Source organism: Sphingomonas sp. BL-S-28, assembly GCF_055521515.1.
In genome coordinates, this window is record NZ_CM145483.1 from 1177772 (window position 1) to 1196896 (window position 19125).

Sequence of the window (19125 nt, forward strand, 5' to 3'; positions counted from 1 at the left end):
GCCGCCCCGCGCAAGTTTGCGGCCAGACAGGGAAAAGGGGCGATCATGCACAAAGGCAAGTTTCTGAAAGACGCGGCAAAGTTGGTGTGCGGCGTGCTCGTCGCGGCGGCCATGCCATGGACCGCCGCAGAGGCGAAGGACGTGGTGATCCACGCCGGCACCTTTATCGACGGCACCGGCGCCGCGCCTCGGCACAATGTGTCGATCCTGATCACCGACCAGCGCGTGACCGCGATCCAGGCCGGCTTCGTAACGCCGCAGGGCGCCGAAGTGGTCGATCTGGCGGACAAGACCGTGCTGCCCGGCCTGATCGACGCGCACGATCACATCACTGCCGGCTGGCACGCCGGCGATCCGATCCGCAACAGCGTGACCCGCAGCGATTTCGAAGACGCGATCGAGGCGACCGGATTCACCCGCAATACACTGCTGGCCGGCTTCACCTCGGTGCGCGATTGCGGCGCCAACACGCAAGTGGTCGTCGCGCTGAAGAAGTCGATCGACGGCGGTGTCGTGCCCGGCCCGCGCATGTGGGTGGCCGGCACGCCGCTGGGCCCCACCGGCGGCCACGGCGATGCCACGAACGGCCTCCGCGTGGAATTCGCGGACATTCCGCATATCAGCGACAATGTGATCGACAGCCCCGAAGCAGCGCGTCTCGCCGTGCGCCGGCTGAAGCGCGAAGGCGTGGATTTCATCAAGATCATGCCCTCGGGCGGCGTCATGTCCATCGGTGACGATCCCAAGCATCAGTTGATGACCGATGACGAGATCAAGGCGGTGATCGACACCGCTCATTCGCTGGGCATGAAAGTCGCCGCGCACGCGCATGGCAAGGAAGCCATCGATCACACCATCGCGCTGGGCGTCGATTCGATCGAGCATGGCTCTTACGCCGATGCCGCCAGCTACAAGCTGTTCAAGCAGTACGGCGCCTATCTGGTGCCGACGATGCTGGTGGGTGAGAAAGTCTACCAGCGCGCGAAGGAACATCCCGAGCAGCTGAACCCGTCAACCGCGGAAAAGGCGCTGGCGATTGCCCCGCTGCTGCGCCGCAACCTGCACGATGCCTATGCCGCCGGCGTGAAGATCGCCTTCGGCACCGACACCTTCGGCCTTTCCAGCCATGGCGAGAATGCGCAGGAATTCGCGCTGATGGTGGCCGCGGGGATGACGCCGATGGACGCGATCAAGGCCGCCACCGGCAATGCCGCCGATCTGCTGGGCAGCGGTGATGTCGGCACGATCCAGCCGGGCCGCTACGCCGATGTCATTGCCGTCGATGGCGATCCGCTGAACGACGTTAAAGTCCTGGAGCACGTCGGCTTCGTCATGAAGGGCGGTACGGTCGTCAAGGCCGGGGGCAAGCCGCTGATCTGATCGCCTCGCAGCAGCGGCCCCTTCACTTTTGGGGAGCGGGGCCGCTGCTTTCCCGGCAGATCAGTTCGAAGCGGAACACCGGCGCCTCGTCCGGTTCGGCGACCAGCGCATCGATGACGGCGCGGCCCATCTCCTCCAGCGGCTGACGCACCGTGGTCAGCGGCGGCCAAGCAGTGGCGCTGGCGGGCGTATCGTCGAACCCGACCACCGAAAGATCGTCCGGCACGCTCAGCCCCTGGCGGTGCGCATAAGTCAGCACACCCAGCGCCATCGCATCGTTGGTGGCGAAGATCGCGGTGGGCGGCGCATCGCGCTTCAGCATCGCCTCCCCCACTTCCAGGCCGGAGGCGAAATCGAAGCCGCCGCGAACGAACATGTCGTCCGCCAAGGGAAGACCGGCAGCCGCCAGCCCGTCCTTGAACCCTTCGACGCGGGCCAGTGCGGCGCGGTGGTCCGCCGGCGGGGTGATCACGCCGATGCGGCGGTGCCCCAGCCCGATCAGGTGATCGGCGATCATGCGCCCGGCCGCGCGTTCCGGCGTCGGGATATTGAAGCTTTCCGCCACGATGGAGCCGGCCAGCCGCGCGCAGGGCAGCTTGAATTCCGCCAGCTTCTGCAGCAGCGCCTTGTCGTCCGACAGCGGCGGCGCCACGAACACCCCGTCCGGGCGCAGCGCGGCCACCAGCCGGTCGAGAATCTCGAAGCGTGCCTCGCCCGAAAGCGGCATGGGTTCCACCACCAGATGATAGCCGAGATCGCGGCAGCGATTGGCCGCGCCGATCTGCAGCGCCGCCGTGTAGCCCGGCGTGGGGTTGTTGTAGAGAAATGCCAGCATGAAAGACCGACCGCCCGCCAGCCGCCGGGCGGACTGGTTGGGGCGATAACCAAGCTTGCTGATCGCGGCGGACACCCGCTCACGCACGGTTTCGCTGACGTTCGGCGCCTTGTTGACAACGCGGGACACCGTTTTGATGGATACGCCGGATGCGGCGGCAACGTCACGAATGCTGGTCATCTGCAGCCTTTGCCACACAAGCGCGGCGCTGAGAACGGTCTTGTATACGATGTTCGGAGTGTAACCGCCGCCGCGTCCTTTTTCGGGACCCTTTCATGGTGGATGCAAGATCGACTTGATCCGACTCCGAATGCGCGCTAAACGGCCGGTACAACGTTGTCATCTCCTCCTAAAGCGACAGCGCTGCGCATCCCGGGTGTGAGCGGATTGATCTCAGCTCTTTCCTTCACACCCGGGATGTCACCAAAAACAAAAAACATCGTGGGAGATTTCCGGTGCTCTTCAACGCCAGCGTCATCCATACGGATTGACCACTTTACGGATTGATTTCGTCATCCGCGCGTAAGAGCTTACGAAACCTTCATTTCATTCCGGATCGACGCGTTCCATCGCGTCAGGCAGCGCAGGTCAAGCACATCATGGCCATTACGTCCGCAATACCGAATCCCGCCATCAATGCCGATACGGCCGAGGAAGTCCCCGCCGGTTATGTCGATGCCCCCGAACTGCGCTATTTCGTCATGGCGCTGTTCTTCATCTTCGGTGGCATCACCAGCCTGAACGACGTCATCATCCCAAAGCTGAAAGAGCTGTTCACGCTCAGCTACACGCAGGCGATGTTGGTGCAGTTCTGCTTTTTCACGGCTTATGCGGTGATCGGCATTCCCGGCGCGATGCTGGTGCGCAAGGTGGGCTACATGCGCGGGGCCGCTGCCGGCCTCGCGATCATGATCGTCGGCTGTCTGGCCTTCATCCCGGCATCGCAGACCGCGACCTACTGGCTGTTCCTGGCCGCCTACTTCGTTCTGGCGGCCGGTGTGGTGATCGTGCAAGTGGTGGCCAATCCGCTGATCAGCCTGCTGGGCAAGCCGGAAACCACCAGTTCGCGACTGACTTTCGCGCAGGCGTTCAACTCGCTGGGCACCACGATCTTCCCGATTGCCGGTTCCGTGCTGATCTTGGGCAGCCTGGCCAAGGTGACCGCGCAAGATCTGGCCGGCCCCGCGCTGGACGCCTATCGCAGCGCGGAAAGCCAGGCGATCGTCCACGGCTACCTTGCCATCGCCGTCGCGCTGGCGCTGGTGGCCGCCGCGGTCTGGAAGTTCCGTGATCGCCTGCCTCCCGAACAGCACGGCGAAGACAGCGGGTTCGCCGGATTCGACCTGCTGAAGCGCATGCGCTTCGGCTATGGCGCGCTGTGCATCTTCCTTTACGTCGGCGCCGAAGTCTCGATCGGTTCGCTGATCGTCAGCTATCTGATGCAGGATCACGTCATGGCCCTGCCCGAACAGTCCGCCGGCAAGCTGATCGGGCTCTACTGGGGCGGCGCGATGGTGGGTCGCTTCATCGGATCGGCCGTGCTGCGCGTGCTGAACCCCGGCCTCGTCCTCACCTTCAATGCCTGCGCCGCGATCGCGCTGCTGGGCATTTCGATGACCAGCACCGGCGCCGTTTCGGGCTATTCGCTGCTGGCGGTGGGCCTGATGAATTCGATCATGTTCCCCACCATCTTCAGCCTTGCCTGCGAAAAGCTGGGCGCCCGCGCGGCGGACGGGTCGGGCATCATCAACGTCGCGATCTGCGGCGGTGCGCTCGTCCCGCTCGCCACCGGCGCGCTGGCGGACGTTACCGGCGGCAACCTGGGCATCGCTCTGGTCCTGCCGGCGATCTGCTACGCCGTGATCGCCGGCTTCGGCCTCTTTGCCCGTCGGCCGGCATAAGCACGAAACCCCCACCCCGGCGCGATCAGCACGCCGGGGTGGGGGTTTCCGTCCAAAGTCTGCCTCAACCTTCTGATCAGTTCACGACGATCCGCACTCGCGCCAGATTCTGGATCCGCGCGAAAGGCGTTTTCCTGTCGCCCTCGCGCTGCGAGGCTACGCGGATAACGGCGAAGTACGTTCCCGGCCGATCATAGACGTGATTGGCCGATAGCGTGAGGGTCGCCGGGTGCCCGGCCGGGATCGTGGCGGGCGTTTCGAACGTGCCGTCGCCATTCAGATCCCATTCGGCCGCGACCAGCGAACCCGTGCCGGGCGGCACATCGACCTTCGCCTTGAAGCTGACGCGGGTGCCCGCCGCGACTGTCGCGATCGCCCCGCCATTGGCGGTGACCGCCACCACCGGCTGCACCCCCTTGCGCGCCGCCGCGTCGGCCGGGACCACCACCTGACCGCCGTCCATGCGATAGGCGGTGGAGGCCGGCGGGACCTTGCCCTGCTCCACCCAGGCGGCCAGGTCGCGCAGCGCCTGCTGCAACACGCCGATGTAGGAGACCACGCGCGAAGGATCGTCCTGCTTGCTCTGGTCGCCATGCAGCGCCCGGTCGGTGTACCAGATGCGGAACCGTTCATCCGCGGCTTCCCCGGCATGGGCCTTCACGCGTGACCGATACCAGTCACCCTGCCACGGCAGAGCCTCCCGGTCCCAGAGGTTCTCCACCAGAATGACCTTGCCGTCGAACTGGCCGGTGGGCACCGCGCCGGCGGCGTTCTTGGTGAACAGCGGGCCCAGCAACATGCGGCGCTGCGCATAGAGCGGCTTGCCCTGCGCGTCGGCGAACTGTTTCCAGACGGGATATTCGGCCAGGTCCGGCACCTGATGGCGATGATAATATTGCACCGCAAGGATATCGCTGTTGTCCAGCCGCACCTCGTCACCCGCCTTGATCGTCGCCAGCAATCGCGGATCGTTGATGCCCAGCATGGCCAGATCGCCGTGGACGTCCGACAGGACCACTTTCTTGCCGGAAGCGAGCACCAGATCGGACAGCAACAGCGCCTTCGAACCGGACGCATTCGCCAGCCGCACGGCTACGGGCATCTCGCCTGCCGAATGCAGCCCCATCGCCTGCCACGCAAGGTCCGCCGTACCCTTTGCAGTGCCGGGCGTATGACCAAGATCGATGCCGAGAGACTTCGCCTTGTCCGCGCTGATCACTTCGACGACGCGCGTGGGCATTTGCACGCGGTCGGCCTGAAGCAGTTCCGGGCTGTCATGCCCTTCGTACCCCGGCTGGGTCCAGAAATCGGTGAAATAGGACGCATCGGCCATGCGGATGCCGCCGAACAGCAGCGCAAAGGCATGCGGGCCCATCGTGCGCCACGCGTACCACGACTGCGGCTGGAACCCCATCGCGGTAACCTCGCGCAGGGCGGACTTCTGCTGCTCGGTCAGCCCTGCATAGGGATCGCCGCTGCCGCCCGCGTCCAGCGCGTCGACCACGCCGTCCAGCTTGTCGCCCAGCACGCGCATGGCCATCAGGCGCACGGTGAACATGTTCGGGATCGCCATCGGGGAACCCAGGACATAAGGCACCGCGCCGTCCCACACGCCCTTGGTATTCTCCAGCGAGCCCAGCGTGCGATAGGCGCCGCCGCTGCCGCCATAGGCATAGCCGTAAATATGCGGCCGGGCCGGATAGACTTGCCCCGCCACGAAGCGTGAGAACCGGGCGACGGCCGCATTGGCGCGGAAAGCACCGATCGTCAGATCTCCGCCCCCCATCGGGTCCGCCGCCTTCGGGCCGCCGCCGTTCGTTTCGATGAAATAGGCCCCGCCGGCCATGGCGGCACCGATCCGGTCTTCCTCCCCCGTCAGCCCTTGCGACAGGGTTTCGCTGTCGGGAACCGGGGTGATGTATTGGAAGAAGCGCCCCTGCCACGCCTTGGAAGCGGGGAAGTAGAACGAGAAACGCGTATCGGTGCCTTCAAACCCGCCGTGGACGTAGCGATAGGCAGTGCCGTTGTTCGTGCGCGGCTCGTCCCGGTCGATGAAGGGCCGGGCGAACAGCGCGTCCTGATCGCCGTACCCCTGCGTCGACAGCGCCGTCGAAGCCGCCTTAGCGGCGGGTTCATCGGCCATGGCGGGGACCGGAACCGAAAGCACCGTGGCCATGATCGCCAGACTTGCCGCCCATTTTCCTGCTGCCCTTTGCACGCTCACCGTTCACCATCCCCTCAAGCCGCGCCTCTGATCGGGCCGGAAGGGAGACTTGTGGCACGGCGCCGCGCCGCGTGCAGCGGGTCAGCCCATCGCCCCGCCGATCATCCAGCGCGGTGGACCGCCCCGCCCGACACAGGCGGCGCTTGCCTGCCCGTGCGCCCTGCGGCACAGGGCGGCATGGCGCGTCGCAAGGTAAAAGTGTTCTTTGACGGTGGCTGCCGCCCCAATCCCGGCCCTATCGAAGTGGCCGTGGTGGTGCGCGGTAACGTGCATCTTTTCGACGGGCTTGGCCCCGGCTCCAACCGCGATGCCGAATGGCTGGCGCTGATCCACGCGCTGGAACTGGTGCAAGCGCTGGGTCTGTCCGATGTCGAACTGATCGGCGACGCCGTGGAGATCGTCGATCAGGCGAGTGCCGCGATGAAAAGCGGGCAGGCAGCGCCGGGCCATGCGGCCAGATTCCTGGCGCTGGCAACCCCCGCGCCGCCGGCACGCATCCGCTGGATCAAGCGCGAACAGAACCTGGCCGGCATCGCGCTGGCCGCTCGGCATCCGCGCTAAAGCGTTTTCTAATCAGGTGGAATCAGCAGGTCTGCGCGGCGTTCCGCGTCGATCGTGCCGCAAGGCTCGATAGCGATCGGAATGCCCGAATAGCGCACCATCCCGGTAAGCGCATCGACGGATTCCACGCTGGTCAGAAGATTGACGTTGGCGATTTCGTGCCCGTGCGGGATCGAGGCTACACCCGGACGGATCGCATCGTCCACGCAGGCCGTCAGGACGATTTCCCCCCGCGTGGTGCGCACCCGAACCGGCGCGCCGTGTTCGATCCCATGGCGCTGCGCATCTTGCGGATTCAGGATCACATCGGCCGGGCTGCCCAGAAACGAAAGCGATGCGTTCAGTTTGCGGCGCTGGCGGCGCGGGATGAAAGAGAGCGGCGGCGCGATCGCCTGCCGGTCACGCGCGCGCGTTCCCTGCCACGATTGCAGCAGCGCGTCGGGGGCCAGAAACCAGCCGCCGATCCGTCGAATATGATCGTCTACCCATTGCCCGGGAAATTCCAGCGGGCGGGACACCGTGCCGGCATCGCGCAATTCTTCGAACGTGCAGCGGGCGCCCGCCATCTGCCGCGCCAGCATGGCATCGTCGGCACCCGGATCGAGGTCGCTCTGCGGAAGCCCCTCCGGGACCGGCAGGTCCATCCGCCGCATCAGCTGCGAAAGGATCCACCATGCCGACCGCCGCCGCCCCATCGGTTCCACCACCGCAGGCGAATAGAGCATCGACAGGCTGCCGCTCAGCGTATCCCAGAACGAGATATCGGGCCGCTCCAACTGGTCCTTGGTGGGCAGCACGTGCGTCGACAGCGCCGTCGTCTCGTTCCGCAGGATTTCGAAGGTGACGAAAGTATCCAGCTTGCGCAGCGCGGGCACCAGCTGGTTCGCGTCCGGGAAGGAGCGGACCAGACTGCCACCCAGATTGACCAGCGCGCGGATGTTGCCCGCCTCGATCTCTCCCGGCAGTGCCGCGCAGGGCCAGTCGCCGATCAGGCCGGAGGCATGCGGCATCGTCGGCGCGCCGGGCGTGAAGGGATTGTTCATCAGCGGCAGTTCGAAACTGTCGAACTGCGTGAGGAAACCGGGGTGGAACCACACGCCGCCCTCGCGGTTCATCCGGCCGGTCAGGATGTTCAGCAACCACGCGAACCACTGCGTGATATTGGCGCTTTCCGCCATGGTGACGCCGGTGCCGGTTTCCACGGTGACGCCGCCATGCCGGCGCACGGAGGCGAGCAGATCGTCCAACGCGTCCTCGCTAACGCCCGACACACGCGATGCCGTGGCGCGATCATAGCCGTCCAGCGCGGCGCGCAGACTGTCCAGCCCTTGAACCGGTTGGGCCGGAACCAGCGGGCCGCCGTCGATAACCTCGCGCACCAGCCAGCCGAGGATCGCATAGTCCTTGCCGGGCCAAGGCTGCAGGTGGCGGGTGGAGAACCCTGCCGTCTCGGTGCGGAGCGGGTCGATGGTCCAGACTTCTCCCCGCGCTGCAATGGCGCGGATCGGGCCAGCCGGGTTGAACATGCCGGTATTGTGTCCGTGGCTGACCATCGGATTGACGCCGACGTAGAGCAGCATCCGGGCGTTGTCGTTGTCGGTCTTGCCCGAAAGGCCCGGAAATCCGCCGACCAGACTGGAAACGAGAACTTTGGCCGTGCCGTCGATGGTGAGCGGGGAGAACTTGGGCGGCGTGCCCAGCGCGTTGTAGAACGCCTCCCCCATGCGATAGCCGGCGGCGTCCATGCCAAGCCCGCTGCCGAAGTAGAAGGCCACGGCGTTCGGACCGTGATCCTGCACGATCTTGCCCAGCCGCGCCGCCAGATCGTCCAGGCATTCGTCCCAACCGGCCGGCTCGAACCCGTCCCTGCGCCGGATCAGGGGCGCGTCGATGGCATCCGGATGATGATGCAGGCGGCCCAGCGCGCGGCCCTTCGGGCAGGTATAGCCCTTGCTCAGCGGATGGTCGAAATCACCCTTGATCCGACCGATGGCGTTATCCTCCACCTGCACGGTCACGCCGCACTGGTTGGTGCAAATGCGGCAGTGCGTGCGGACCGATTCCGGCATGGCTGGCTCTCCCCGGCCTTTTCCTGAAGGCCATCTTCTTGCCGACTCGTATAGTTGAACATGTGGTCAATTGTAAGTGATCCACTGTTCACTTATCTTGTCCGCAGCGCCAACTCCGCCTAAACCCCTGTCATGGCGAGCACCGTGAAAGTGAGGCGCAGGGATCCGGTGAAGACGCGGGGCGAGATCCTGCAAGCAGCCGTGGACGTGTTCGGCGCGCATGGCTATACGCAGGCGGGCTTGCGCGAGATTGCCGCCAAGGCGGGCACCGCCCCCTCCCTGCCCCTACGCTATTTCGGCACCAAGGCGGCGCTGTTCGAGGCCGCGCTGATCGAAACGATCCGCCAGAATTCAGTCTTCGCCTGGGATAAGCCGAAATTCGGCGAGACCATGGTCCGGCTGATCCACGATCGCAGCAATGTGACCATCAGCGTGATGCTGATTCAGGCGCTGTCAGAGCCGGAAGCCCATGCCATCGCCGCCAAAGTCTGGCGGACGCACATGATCGAGCCGCTGGAAGAATGGTTGGGCCCGCCCGAGGCACAGGCGCGCGCCAACAATCTCTTCGCGGTACTGACCGGGGTAACGCTGCAGGTTCACGGGCTGGCGTCCGGCCAGGCATCGCCTGAACAGCTGCGATGGGTGGCGGAAACGCTGCAATCCATCGTCGACGCCGGACGGCGCGACGCGCAACACTAGAGCGTTTTCTAATCAGGTGGAATCACCTGATGACTCGGGAAACGCGGAAAACCAAAAACTTAGAGCAGTTGATCCGATGCAATCGGATCAACTGCTCTAGAAGGCCGGATCGGCACCCGGCGCCTTCGGCACGCGCGACTCCGCAGCCCGCCAATGCGGGCCGTGGAATGCGCCGATTATGAAATCAGCGTGCGCTGGCGAGCTGGACTTGCGGCTTGGTGGCCGCGCTTGCCGTGCGGGCTTCGATCCGCTCGCGAATGTCCGACTTCACGGCCGCTTGGCATTCCTGCGCCTTCTGCTCCAGCGCGAGGTGCACGTTCGCCAGTTGATCGCCGCAGACGGCGCGGGCGGCGTTGTCCATGCGGATGGCCAGACGCTGCTGCCCATCGGGGGTGGCAAGGTCGAGATCGTTGATTTGCATGACCACCTTGTCGCGCGCAAACGGGCTTTCGCTGGTGGTCGCGGACGCCGCAGTGGCAAAGGCGACGGTGACAGAGGCCAGAGCCACAAGTCCAATTTTCATCATCTTCTCCTGCACACAAGTCGAGCAGCCACTCTGCGGCGGCTGCCACCGTCATAGCGCTCGGCAGAAGAACTTACAATCAGTGCTTACGGCCCAATGCGGTGGGCCTCCTGGCGCGTTTAGGGGCTGCGAATCTCCAGCACGGCAAGATCGGTGACGTGGCCCAGCAGCCCGATCGGCAGATCGGCCTGCATGGCCCACTGCGCGCCCGTTTCCGGATCGTGCAGGGCGATATCCAATGATCGGGCAAGCGGTGCGGACCAGGCGCGCACGGTGTTCACCGGCAGACGGACCTTCCAGCCCTTTGCGCCTTCCACCGGCACCACGTGCCCGTTGATGCTGACCGCCGCAGCGGCATCGCCGCGATGGCCGGATATCAGCAGGCAGCTATCGTTCCCGCAGGAAACCAGCCGTGTGGCGGGCTTCGATGCCGCCATCGCATCGGGCGCGCCAGCGGCGGACAAGGCCGCAAATCCCAGCGAGAATGCAGCGATGAGGCGGCGCCGCTGCATCGCCGTCAGTTGCCGTCCACTCGCGAGGATAGGCCGCCTACAGCCTGTGCGCGTGCCGCAATCCCTTCGCGGACCGCTTTCAGAGCCAATGCGCCGACTGCCGACACGCCTTTTGGCAGTCCGTTTCGGCCCATGATCTGGAAGATCGCACTCGCACCCATTGCTGTTTTCCCTCTTGTCCCGGCCTGTTGGAGAGTGCGCGGGCAGAGGTCATCAAGGCAGGCGCAAATTTGCGATGCCAGCCATAGATTGCAACTATGACCGGGGCAGAGCCCGGATACGGCGGAACACTTCGTCGATGAACAGCTGCGTCGCGGTATCGCGCGCCGGCTCCAGCCGGGCGAGCAGGAAGATGTCGTAGGATGGTTCGAAGCTGGTGTGCAGCATCGGCCACAGCACGCCCTGCTCCACTTCCGCCCGCGCGGCCGATATCGGCAGGAAGCCGATGCCCACACCGCAGGAGATCAGGCGCCGGGCCTCGTTGACGTCTTCCGCCAGCCCGGTCGTGCGCGAGCCCAGCCGGTACCGGCGGCGCAAGTGGGTGATGGCCTCCACCTCGTCCTCTCCGGTCAGCACGAAGGCTTCGTCCTTCAATTCCTTCAGCTGGCTGACGCGATAGCCGAACATCGGATGGCTGCGGGCGCAGTAGAGTTGCTGCCGTTCCACGAACAGCGGTTCGTAGACCAGACTGCCGCGCACGCTGCTGTCATAGCCGATGCCCACTTCCACTTCGCCGCGTTCCAGCGCGTCCAGCACCTGCCGCCAGGGGGAGAGGCGGATTTCGATGTGGATGTTGGGATTGCGCCGATGAAAGCTGGCAATCGCCTCGTCGAATTCGCGGCTTACGATGGCGGAGACGATCTGGATGCGCACGATGCCTTCCACGTGCCGCGTCGCCTGCGCGATCTGGTGCGGCATCATTCGGGCGGATTCCAGCATATCCTCACACAAGGCCAGCATCGCCTTGCCGGCCGTGGTCATCTCCACGCCCGTTGCCGTTCGCCGCAGCAGGGTGGCGCCGACATGATCCTCCAGCCGCTTCAGTGCGGCGCTGATGCTGGGCTGCTGCTTGTTGAGCTGCCGTGCCGCCGCACCGATTCCCCCGGCGCGAACGATGTCGACGAACGTGCGCATCAGGTTCCAGTCGACCCGATTTGCGAACTTCTGGTCGATCAACGGCGTGCGGTCGCTCATGCCCAATGCGTCCCCTCGTGCCGCCTGAAATCCGCGGTCTTCCAGCTCGTTACCCTATCTTCGGCCCGAAGTCATAGATGGAAATTATGCGAGCCATTAAAGGAAAAGGTCTGTCGCTATGCCCCGACACAATTACGCATATCTGCGCAGGTAATGAGGGGCACGAAGCCCTCGGGTTGCAATTGGTCGAATAGAAAAGGGGGGCTTCACGCCCCCCTTTTCACGTTCATATCCGCTGCTTCAGGGCTTGGCCATCAGCACGGCGGGCGGCCACCAGGTCAGCGTATGTTCGTCATGCGCGGTGGTCCACAGGCCATAGTCGGTGAAGCGCAGCGCGCCGCTTCCGGCCGGCTTGCCGACGCGTTCCTCGATCTTCAGACCCTTGATCACCACGAAGACCTGATCGTCGGTGGTGCGCAGCCAGACCTTGTTGTGGCCCACATCGATGTCGCCCCACTTCAGGTTGGCCCCCACCTTGACGCGGCCGGTCACTTGGCCGGTATCGGGATCGACGCGGGCGAGCGTGCCGTCCGCCTGCTCCTGCACCCATACACCGCCGGCGCCGGCAGCCAGGAAGCCGGGCTCCTTGCCCAGCGGCGTCTTGCCGACGACGGCATTGGTGGCGGGATCGATGCGCTGGAGCGACTGCTGAGACTGGCTGACCGCCCAGACCGATCCGAAACCGAACGCCATGTACCAGGTGCCGGGATCCACAGTCACGGAGGCGATCACGCTGTTGGTGGTGGGATCGACGCGCGCGACCACGCCCTTCGCATCGCTGGCGACCCAGATCGACCCGGCCCCCGCCACGACGTTGAGTTCGCCTTGGGGATTGGCGATGCCGGTGGGGATCGATGCGACCAGCTTCGACGTCGCAATGTCGATCCGGTTGAGCGTGCCTTCCTTGCAGTCCGCGACCCAGAGGGAACCATGCTCCACCGCCATGGCGCCGCAGGGGTGCGTCATGGCCACTTCGCCCAGCTTGCCGTCCCGCCCCCAGTGCTCCACCTTGCCCTGGTTCGTGGCCCAGACGGTCATCCCGTCCACCGCCAGGAAATCGGCAAAGCCCGGCACGGTCATGACCTTCTCGCCCTCTGCATGGGCGATCGAAGGCAGCGCGGCGGCAGTCAAAGTGGCAGCCAGAACCATCCGTTTCAACGTGCGCATGTTTCCCCCCTTGGGTCTTGCGTGAAGCGTACTCTCGATCGTCAGGCGCGGCTGGCGATATAGGCGCGCCATCCGCCCAGGCTGGTGATGTCTTCCGCCCCGGTGATCGCGCGCGGTTCGGCGACGAAGCCCTTGACGCTGCTGCCATCGGCCAGCGTCACCGTACCGATGGCGAGCGGTGCAGGCACTTCTACCACGAAGCTGCCGAATTCGGCGACGCCCAGTTCATAGACTTCGACCGCGATCGAACCGCCGTCTTCGCTGTGCACCAGCGCGGGCTTCGGCGGCACGCTGTCGGCCATGGCATAGAGGCGGTAGTTGGGCGCGGTTTCAAAGGCGCCGACGAAGCTCGCCTCACGCGAGGTGAGCTGCCAGTGGAGGGGCATGTCCTTCAGGTGGGCGCCGACGACGGCGAGTTTCACTGTCTGCATTTTTCCCTCAAGATCGAGTGTTGGAAGCGATGGAAGATCGGCGATGGAAAGGTACGCGTCCGCCGTATCGAGCAGGGCGCGGTCGCTGTCGGCCGGGCCGATCAGGGTCACGCCGAAGCCGGTGGCGTTCGCCCGGATGCCGGCCGGCACCGCCAGCGCGGCCATGTCCAGCAGGTTCACGAAATTGGTGTAGAAGCCGAGGTTGCTGTTGAGCGCGACCGGGGCGGCTGCAAGTTCCGACACGCGGTAGGTCGTGCCCGTGGTCGGGAAGACCATCATGTCGATCGAGGTCCACAGCATGTCCGCGTGGCGCTTAAGATCGGCCATTCGGTAGATGCCGTTGAACAGGTCCACCGCGCTGACATCCGCGCCGGGTTCGACGACGGTGCGCACGGTGGGATCGACGGCATCCGGATTGTCCGCCAGGATTTGCGCCATCGCCGCCGTGCGCTCGGCCACCCAGGGGCCGCCGTAGAGCAGCAGCGCCGCTTCCTGGAACGGGGCAAGATCGATCTCGACGATCTCACCCAGCGTCGCCAGCTTCTCCAGCGCACGGTCGTAGAGGAATTCGGATTCCGCATCGCCGAACCAGTTGCGCTGATCGCGGCGCGGCACGCCGAAGCGCTTCGGCTGGAGCGGCCGGTCCGCCAGCGGCTTCGAATAGGCGTCGGCCGGGTCGAAGCTTGCCACCACTTCGTCCACCAACCGCGCATCGGTGGTGTCATCGGTGAAGACGGTGATGCAGTCGAGCGTACGACATGCCGGAACCAGCCCGCGCGTGGACCAGCGGCCCTTGCTGGGCTTGAACCCGATCAGGTGGTTGAACGCGGCCGGAACGCGGCCCGAACCGGCCGTGTCGGTGCCCAGCGCGAAGGCCACCAGCCCCGCCGCCACGGCGACCGACGATCCGGAACTCGATCCGCCGCTGACATAGGCAAGGTTATAGGCATTGCGCGGAATGCCGTAGGGGCTGCGCGTGCCGACCAGCCCGGTGGCGAACTGATCGAGGTTGGTCTTGCCCACGCAGAGCGCGCCTGCCGCCGTCAGCCGCTCGATCACGCCCGCCGAAGCCTCAGGGCGATAGGCGAAGGCTGGGCAAGCCGCCGTGGTTTCGAACCCGGCAACGTCGATATTGTCCTTCACCGCGAAGGGCACACCGGCCAGCGGCAGGCTTTCCCCGGCGGCCACGCGCGCATCGATGGCGCGGGCGGCGGCGAGGAGATCGTCCCGCGTCGCCCGGCTGATCCAGATCTGCGGCTGGACCGCGTCATAGGCGGTGACGCGGGCAAGCGTCTCCTCCGCCACTTCGACGGCACTGATCCGGCCGGCGTTGACGGCGGCGGCGATTTCGCTCGCGCTGCGACGATTCAGTTCGGCCGCACTGCGGCGATCGAGCACGGTCATGCGTGCCTCCGCAGGGCCAGCATCGGCGCGCCGGGTTCCAGCGCCTGTCCTTCCCGCATGTAGAGGGCCTCGATCGTGCCCCGGCCGGGGCTTTCCACTGGGCATTCCATTTTCATAGCCTCGATAATGGCGATCTTGTCGCCCGCCTCCACCACGTCTCCGGGCGCGACCAGCAGGGTCGAAACGCTGCCGCCGTAAGGGGCCTCGACAAGGTCGGAACCGGCGGGAAGCTCGATCACGTCCGCCGTCGGCGTATCGCGCTCGTTCAGTTCGGCGACCTGATCGAACTCGCCCCGGCGCTGCCATTCGTCGCGCTCGGCATCGAAAGCGGCCTGCCGGGTTTCCTCGAACTCGGCGATTCCTTCCGCATTCTCGGCCAGGAAGGCGCGATAGTCGGCAAGGCGGAATTCCGATTCCTCGATCCGGATCGAACGCCGCCCGGTCGGGAATTCGCGGCGCCAGTCGGCCAGTTCTTCGGCGCTGACCGGATAGAAGCGGATCTGGTCGAAGAAGCGCAGCAGCCACGGCTTGCCTTCGGTGAAGGCGTCGGTCTGGCGGTAGGTGTTCCACACCTGGATCGTCCGGCCGAAGAGCTGGTATCCGCCCGGCCCCTCCATGCCGTAGATGCACATATAGGCCCCGCCGATGCCCACCACGTTGGGCGGCGTCCACGTGCGTGCGGGGTTGTATTTCGTGGTGACGAGCCGGTGTCGGGGATCCACCGGCGTCGCCACCGGCGCGCCCAGATAGACGTCGCCAAGCCCCATCACGAGGTAGTTCGCCTCGAAGATCAGGTTCTCCACCGCAGCCTCATCGGAGAGCCCGTTGATGCGGCGGATGAACTCGATGTTATCCGGGCACCACGGCGCGTCGGCGCGGACGGTGGCCATGTACTTCTCGATCGTCTCGATCGTCGCCGGATCGCGCCAGCTGAGCGGCAGGTGGACGATGCGCGAGGGGATCGCGAAGTCCTCAAGATCGCCAAGCCGCTCTTCCGCCGCCATCAGCGCGGCCAGCGCCGCCTTCTGGTCCATGGCCGCACCGTCGAAGTGCAACTGGAGCGAGCGGATGCCGGGCACGATGTCGATCACGCCGGGCAGCGCCAGCCGCTCCAGTTCGGTCATCAGCGCATGGACGCGGATGCGCAGTTCGATGTCGAGCACGATCGGCCCGTATTCGACCAGGATGTTGCGGTCGCCCTGCTGGCGATAGACCGTGCGCGGACGGCCCGGCCCTTCGGCAATCTCGCCAAGGATGGGCGACAGCGTTTCGACCGCCCGCACCGGAGAAGCCTCCGGCGCGGTGCCGTTGCCGACAAGCGCGCGCTGCATCGCTTCCGCCTCCGCCGCGTCGGCGATGGTCACCGGCGCGAAGCGCAGCTTGTCGCCCGGCGTCAGCTGGCCGATCTTCCAGCGGTCCGCCGCGATCACCACGAAGGGGCAGACGAAACCGCCCAGCGAGGGGCCGTCCGGGCCGAGGATGATCGGCATGTCGCCGGTGAAGTCCACCGCGCCGATGGCGTAGGGATTGTCGTGGATGTTGGAGGGGTGCAGGCCCGCCTCACCGCCGTCCGTGCGCGCCCAGCGAGGCTTGGGCCCGATCAGGCGGACGCCGGTGCGGTTGCTGTTGTAATGCACCTTCCATTCGGCCGCGAGGAACGACTGCACGTCCTCGTCCGTGAAAAAGTCCGGCGCGCCGTGCGGGCCGTAGAGCACGCGCAAGGTCCATTCGGTCGAGATTGCCGGCAGGGCAGCGGCGGGAAGCGGCGCTTCGGTCGCCTCGCCGGCCAGATGCAGCGTGTCGCCCGCCAGCAGCCGGCGCGCGGCATGGCCGCCGAACTGGCCGAGTTCGAACGTGCTGCGGCTGCCGAGGTAAGGCGCGATGTCCAGCCCGCCCGCGAACAGAACGTAGCCGCGCATGCCGCCCGAAGAAGCCCGCGCCATCGACAGGGTCTGGCCCGCGCCGATGTCGATCGGCACGCCGCGCGGGATCGCCACGCCGTCCAGCATCGCGCCGAAATCGGCACCTGTCACGCAGATCCGGGCCGGCGCGACGAAGGCGAGCGTCGGGCCGGTGACGGTCACTTCCAGACCGGCCATCCCTTCCGGGTTGCCGAGCAGACGGTTGCCAAGGCGGAACGACTGGTCATCCATCGGCCCCGATGGCGGCACGCCCACGGCCCAGAGATGCTGGCGGCCCGGCCAGTCCTGCACGGTGGTCGCGGTGCCACCGCTGACCACGCGAATGGAACGCGGCTCATAGGCGATGCTGTCCAGCACGCGGGTGGAGACTTCGCCGCCGACGAAGGCCGGCGTGCGCACCACATCGCGCAGCCAGCGCAAGTTCGTCTCGATGCCGTCGGTGCGGCTCTTGTCGAGCGCGGCCTGCGCGGCCTCTACCGCTTCGGCGCGGGTCGGCGCGTGGACGATCAGCTTCGCCAGCATCGGATCGTACCAGGCGCTGACCGTGCTGCCCGAAGTGCACCAGGTCTCCACGCGGATATCGTCCGGGAATTCCAGCGCGGTCAGGGTGCCCGAGGTGGGGCGATAATCGAGCGAGGGATCCTCTGCATAGAGGCGCATCTGCACCGAATGGCCCTGCGGCGTGGGCGTCTCGCGGTCGAGGAAGCTGTAATCGCCGGCCGCGCCGCGCACCATCCATTCGACCAGATCGATGCCCATGACCATCTCGGTCACGCCATGTTCGACCTGCAGACGCGTGTTCATCTCCAGGAAGAAGAATTCCGCGCGATCGGCATCGTAGAGGTATTCGACCGTGCCCGCCGAGCGATACTGCGCTGCCTCACCCAGCCGGATGGCCGATGCGATCAGCTCACTGCGCACCGCTTCGGGCAGCTGCGGCGCCGGCGCCTCTTCCACGACCTTCTGGTTGCGACGCTGCAGCGAGCAATCGCGCTCGCCCAGCGCCATGACGCGGCCCTGCCCGTCGCCGAACAGCTGCACCTCGATATGGCGCGCGCGGCGGATGTAGCGTTCCAGGAAGACGCCGGCATCGCCGAAGTTGCTCATGCCCTGCCGCGCCACGGCGGCGAAGCCTTCGCGCAAGTCCGCCTCGTTCTCGCAGACGCGCATACCGATGCCGCCGCCACCGGCCGTGGCCTTCAGCATGACCGGGAAGCCGATCTCCTGCGCGGCGGCGACTGCCTCTTCCTCATCGGTCAGCAGGTTGGTGCCGGGCGCCAGCGGCACGTCGTGCGCCGCCGCCAGCGCGCGGGCGCTGTGCTTCAGGCCGAAGGTGCGGATATTGTCGGTATTCGGGCCGATGAAGACGATACCGGCGGCGGCGCAAGCCTCCGCAAATTCGACGTTTTCGGCCAGGAAGCCGTAACCGGGATGGATCGCCCCGGCCCCGGTCTTGCGCGCGGCCTCCAGGATCGCCGGGATATTCAGGTAGCTGTCCGATGCCTTGGCCGGGCCGATCAGCACGGCCTCGTCCGCCATCGATACGTGATCGGATCCTTCGTCAGCCTCGGAATAGACCGCGACGGAGCGCAGGCCCATGCGTCGCAGCGTGCGGATGATGCGGGTGGCGATCGCGCCTCGGTTGGCGATCAGGACCGTGTCGAAGCTCATGCGGTGACAATCATCCGGACGGGAGTGGGGTTGAAACCGTTGCAGGGGTTGTTGACCTGCGGGCAGTTGGAGACGACGACGACGACGTCCATTTCCGCCCGCAGGTCCACAGTCAGGCCCGGCGCGGATATTCCGTCGACGATGCCCAGCGACCCGTCCGGCTCGACCGGTACGTTCATGAAGAAGTTGATGTTGGAAACAATATCGCGCTTGTTGCGTCCCTCGGTCAGGTTCGCCTCAAGGAAGTTCTCCACGCAGGCATGTTCGGCCTTGGTGTGATGGCCGTAGCGCAGCGTGTTGGACTCGCAGGAACAGGCACCGCCGATGGTATCGTGATAGTCCACCGCGCTGGCGGCGATGGTCATCATCGGGCGGCCTTCGTTGGAACGCAGCACGGTTCCGGTGCGCAGGAACAGGTTGCCCTGCGCCGCCACGGTATCCTGCGCGCTGTATCGTTCGGCATCGTCGGCGGCGGAATAGAGCAGGAAATCGACGGCCTGATTGCCTTCCAGATCGACGATGCGCAGCGTCTGGCCGGCCGCGATATGGTGCAGCCACGGGGCGCGGGCGGGCACGATTTCGTCATGGATGACGGCGCCGGCCAGGCCGGAGAGGTGAGTATCGGTCATAGT

At 65.9% G+C, this 19125-nt stretch carries 14 protein-coding genes; 4 read left to right on the forward strand and 10 right to left on the reverse strand.

Going from position 1 to position 19125, the window contains the following annotated elements; genetic code table 11:
- Positions 1 to 111: 111 nt before the first annotated feature.
- Complete coding sequence (locus ACZ1JC_RS04905; RefSeq protein ID WP_465140294.1) at positions 112 to 1380, forward strand: metal-dependent hydrolase family protein; 1269 nt, start codon at positions 112 to 114, stop codon at positions 1378 to 1380.
- A 22-nt stretch (positions 1381 to 1402) separates the two neighbouring features.
- Here ACZ1JC_RS04905 and ACZ1JC_RS04910 read toward each other — a convergent pair whose 3' ends face one another.
- Complete coding sequence (locus ACZ1JC_RS04910) at positions 1403 to 2395, reverse strand: LacI family DNA-binding transcriptional regulator (protein ID WP_465139041.1); 993 nt, start codon at positions 2393 to 2395, stop codon at positions 1403 to 1405.
- A 419-nt stretch (positions 2396 to 2814) separates the two neighbouring features.
- Here ACZ1JC_RS04910 and ACZ1JC_RS04915 point away from each other — a divergent pair, with 419 nt between their 5' ends.
- The gene (locus ACZ1JC_RS04915) at positions 2815 to 4116 is read left to right on the forward strand and encodes a sugar MFS transporter (RefSeq protein ID WP_465139040.1); all 1302 of its coding nucleotides are present in this window, start codon (positions 2815 to 2817) and stop codon (positions 4114 to 4116) included.
- 76 nt (positions 4117 to 4192) lie between these two features.
- Here ACZ1JC_RS04915 and ACZ1JC_RS04920 read toward each other — a convergent pair whose 3' ends face one another.
- A complete protein-coding gene (locus ACZ1JC_RS04920) occupies positions 4193 to 6340 on the reverse strand; it encodes a PKD domain-containing protein (RefSeq protein ID WP_465139039.1) in 2148 nt (715 codons plus the stop codon).
- A gap of 177 nt (positions 6341 to 6517) precedes the next feature.
- Between ACZ1JC_RS04920 and ACZ1JC_RS04925 the strand changes: the two genes are divergently transcribed.
- Positions 6518 to 6901 (forward strand): reverse transcriptase-like protein, encoded by a 384-nt coding sequence (locus tag ACZ1JC_RS04925; RefSeq protein ID WP_465139038.1) that lies wholly within the window; start codon positions 6518 to 6520, stop codon positions 6899 to 6901.
- A gap of 8 nt (positions 6902 to 6909) precedes the next feature.
- On the opposite strand, the gene ACZ1JC_RS04930 is transcribed toward ACZ1JC_RS04925, so the two are convergent.
- Positions 6910 to 8970, reverse strand: a complete 2061-nt coding sequence (locus tag ACZ1JC_RS04930) for a molybdopterin-containing oxidoreductase family protein (RefSeq protein WP_465139037.1) — start codon at positions 8968 to 8970, stop codon at positions 6910 to 6912.
- A gap of 168 nt (positions 8971 to 9138) precedes the next feature.
- On the opposite strand from ACZ1JC_RS04930, the gene ACZ1JC_RS04935 reads away from it, so the two are divergent.
- Positions 9139 to 9669: a TetR/AcrR family transcriptional regulator gene (locus tag ACZ1JC_RS04935; RefSeq protein WP_465139036.1), complete on the forward strand. Its 531-nt coding sequence runs from the start codon at positions 9139 to 9141 to the stop codon at positions 9667 to 9669.
- 184 nt (positions 9670 to 9853) lie between these two features.
- Here the strand turns inward: ACZ1JC_RS04935 and ACZ1JC_RS04940 are convergent, their stop codons facing one another.
- The 7 genes from ACZ1JC_RS04940 to ACZ1JC_RS04970 all read right to left on the reverse strand — a co-directional run bounded on the left by ACZ1JC_RS04940 (position 9854) and on the right by ACZ1JC_RS04970 (position 19122).
- Positions 9854 to 10195: a UrcA family protein gene (locus ACZ1JC_RS04940; RefSeq protein ID WP_465169045.1), complete on the reverse strand. Its 342-nt coding sequence runs from the start codon at positions 10193 to 10195 to the stop codon at positions 9854 to 9856.
- A 116-nt stretch (positions 10196 to 10311) separates the two neighbouring features.
- Positions 10312 to 10704, reverse strand: a complete 393-nt coding sequence (locus ACZ1JC_RS04945; protein WP_465139034.1) for a hypothetical protein — start codon at positions 10702 to 10704, stop codon at positions 10312 to 10314.
- A gap of 255 nt (positions 10705 to 10959) precedes the next feature.
- The gene (locus tag ACZ1JC_RS04950; protein WP_465139033.1) at positions 10960 to 11898 is read right to left on the reverse strand and encodes a LysR family transcriptional regulator; all 939 of its coding nucleotides are present in this window, start codon (positions 11896 to 11898) and stop codon (positions 10960 to 10962) included.
- Positions 11899 to 12138: 240 nt separating this feature from the next.
- Positions 12139 to 13065 (reverse strand): Vgb family protein, encoded by a 927-nt coding sequence (locus ACZ1JC_RS04955; protein ID WP_465139032.1) that lies wholly within the window; start codon positions 13063 to 13065, stop codon positions 12139 to 12141.
- Positions 13066 to 13106: 41 nt separating this feature from the next.
- Positions 13107 to 14900 (reverse strand): allophanate hydrolase, encoded by a 1794-nt coding sequence (atzF, locus tag ACZ1JC_RS04960; RefSeq protein WP_465139031.1) that lies wholly within the window; start codon positions 14898 to 14900, stop codon positions 13107 to 13109.
- Complete coding sequence (gene uca / locus ACZ1JC_RS04965; RefSeq protein ID WP_465139030.1) at positions 14897 to 18493, reverse strand: urea carboxylase; 3597 nt, start codon at positions 18491 to 18493, stop codon at positions 14897 to 14899. The genes atzF and uca overlap by 4 nt, the downstream gene beginning before the upstream one ends.
- Positions 18490 to 19122, reverse strand: a complete 633-nt coding sequence (locus ACZ1JC_RS04970) for an urea amidolyase associated protein UAAP2 (protein WP_395336054.1) — start codon at positions 19120 to 19122, stop codon at positions 18490 to 18492. The genes uca and ACZ1JC_RS04970 overlap by 4 nt, the downstream gene beginning before the upstream one ends.
- Between the last annotated feature and the right edge of the window lie 3 nt (positions 19123 to 19125).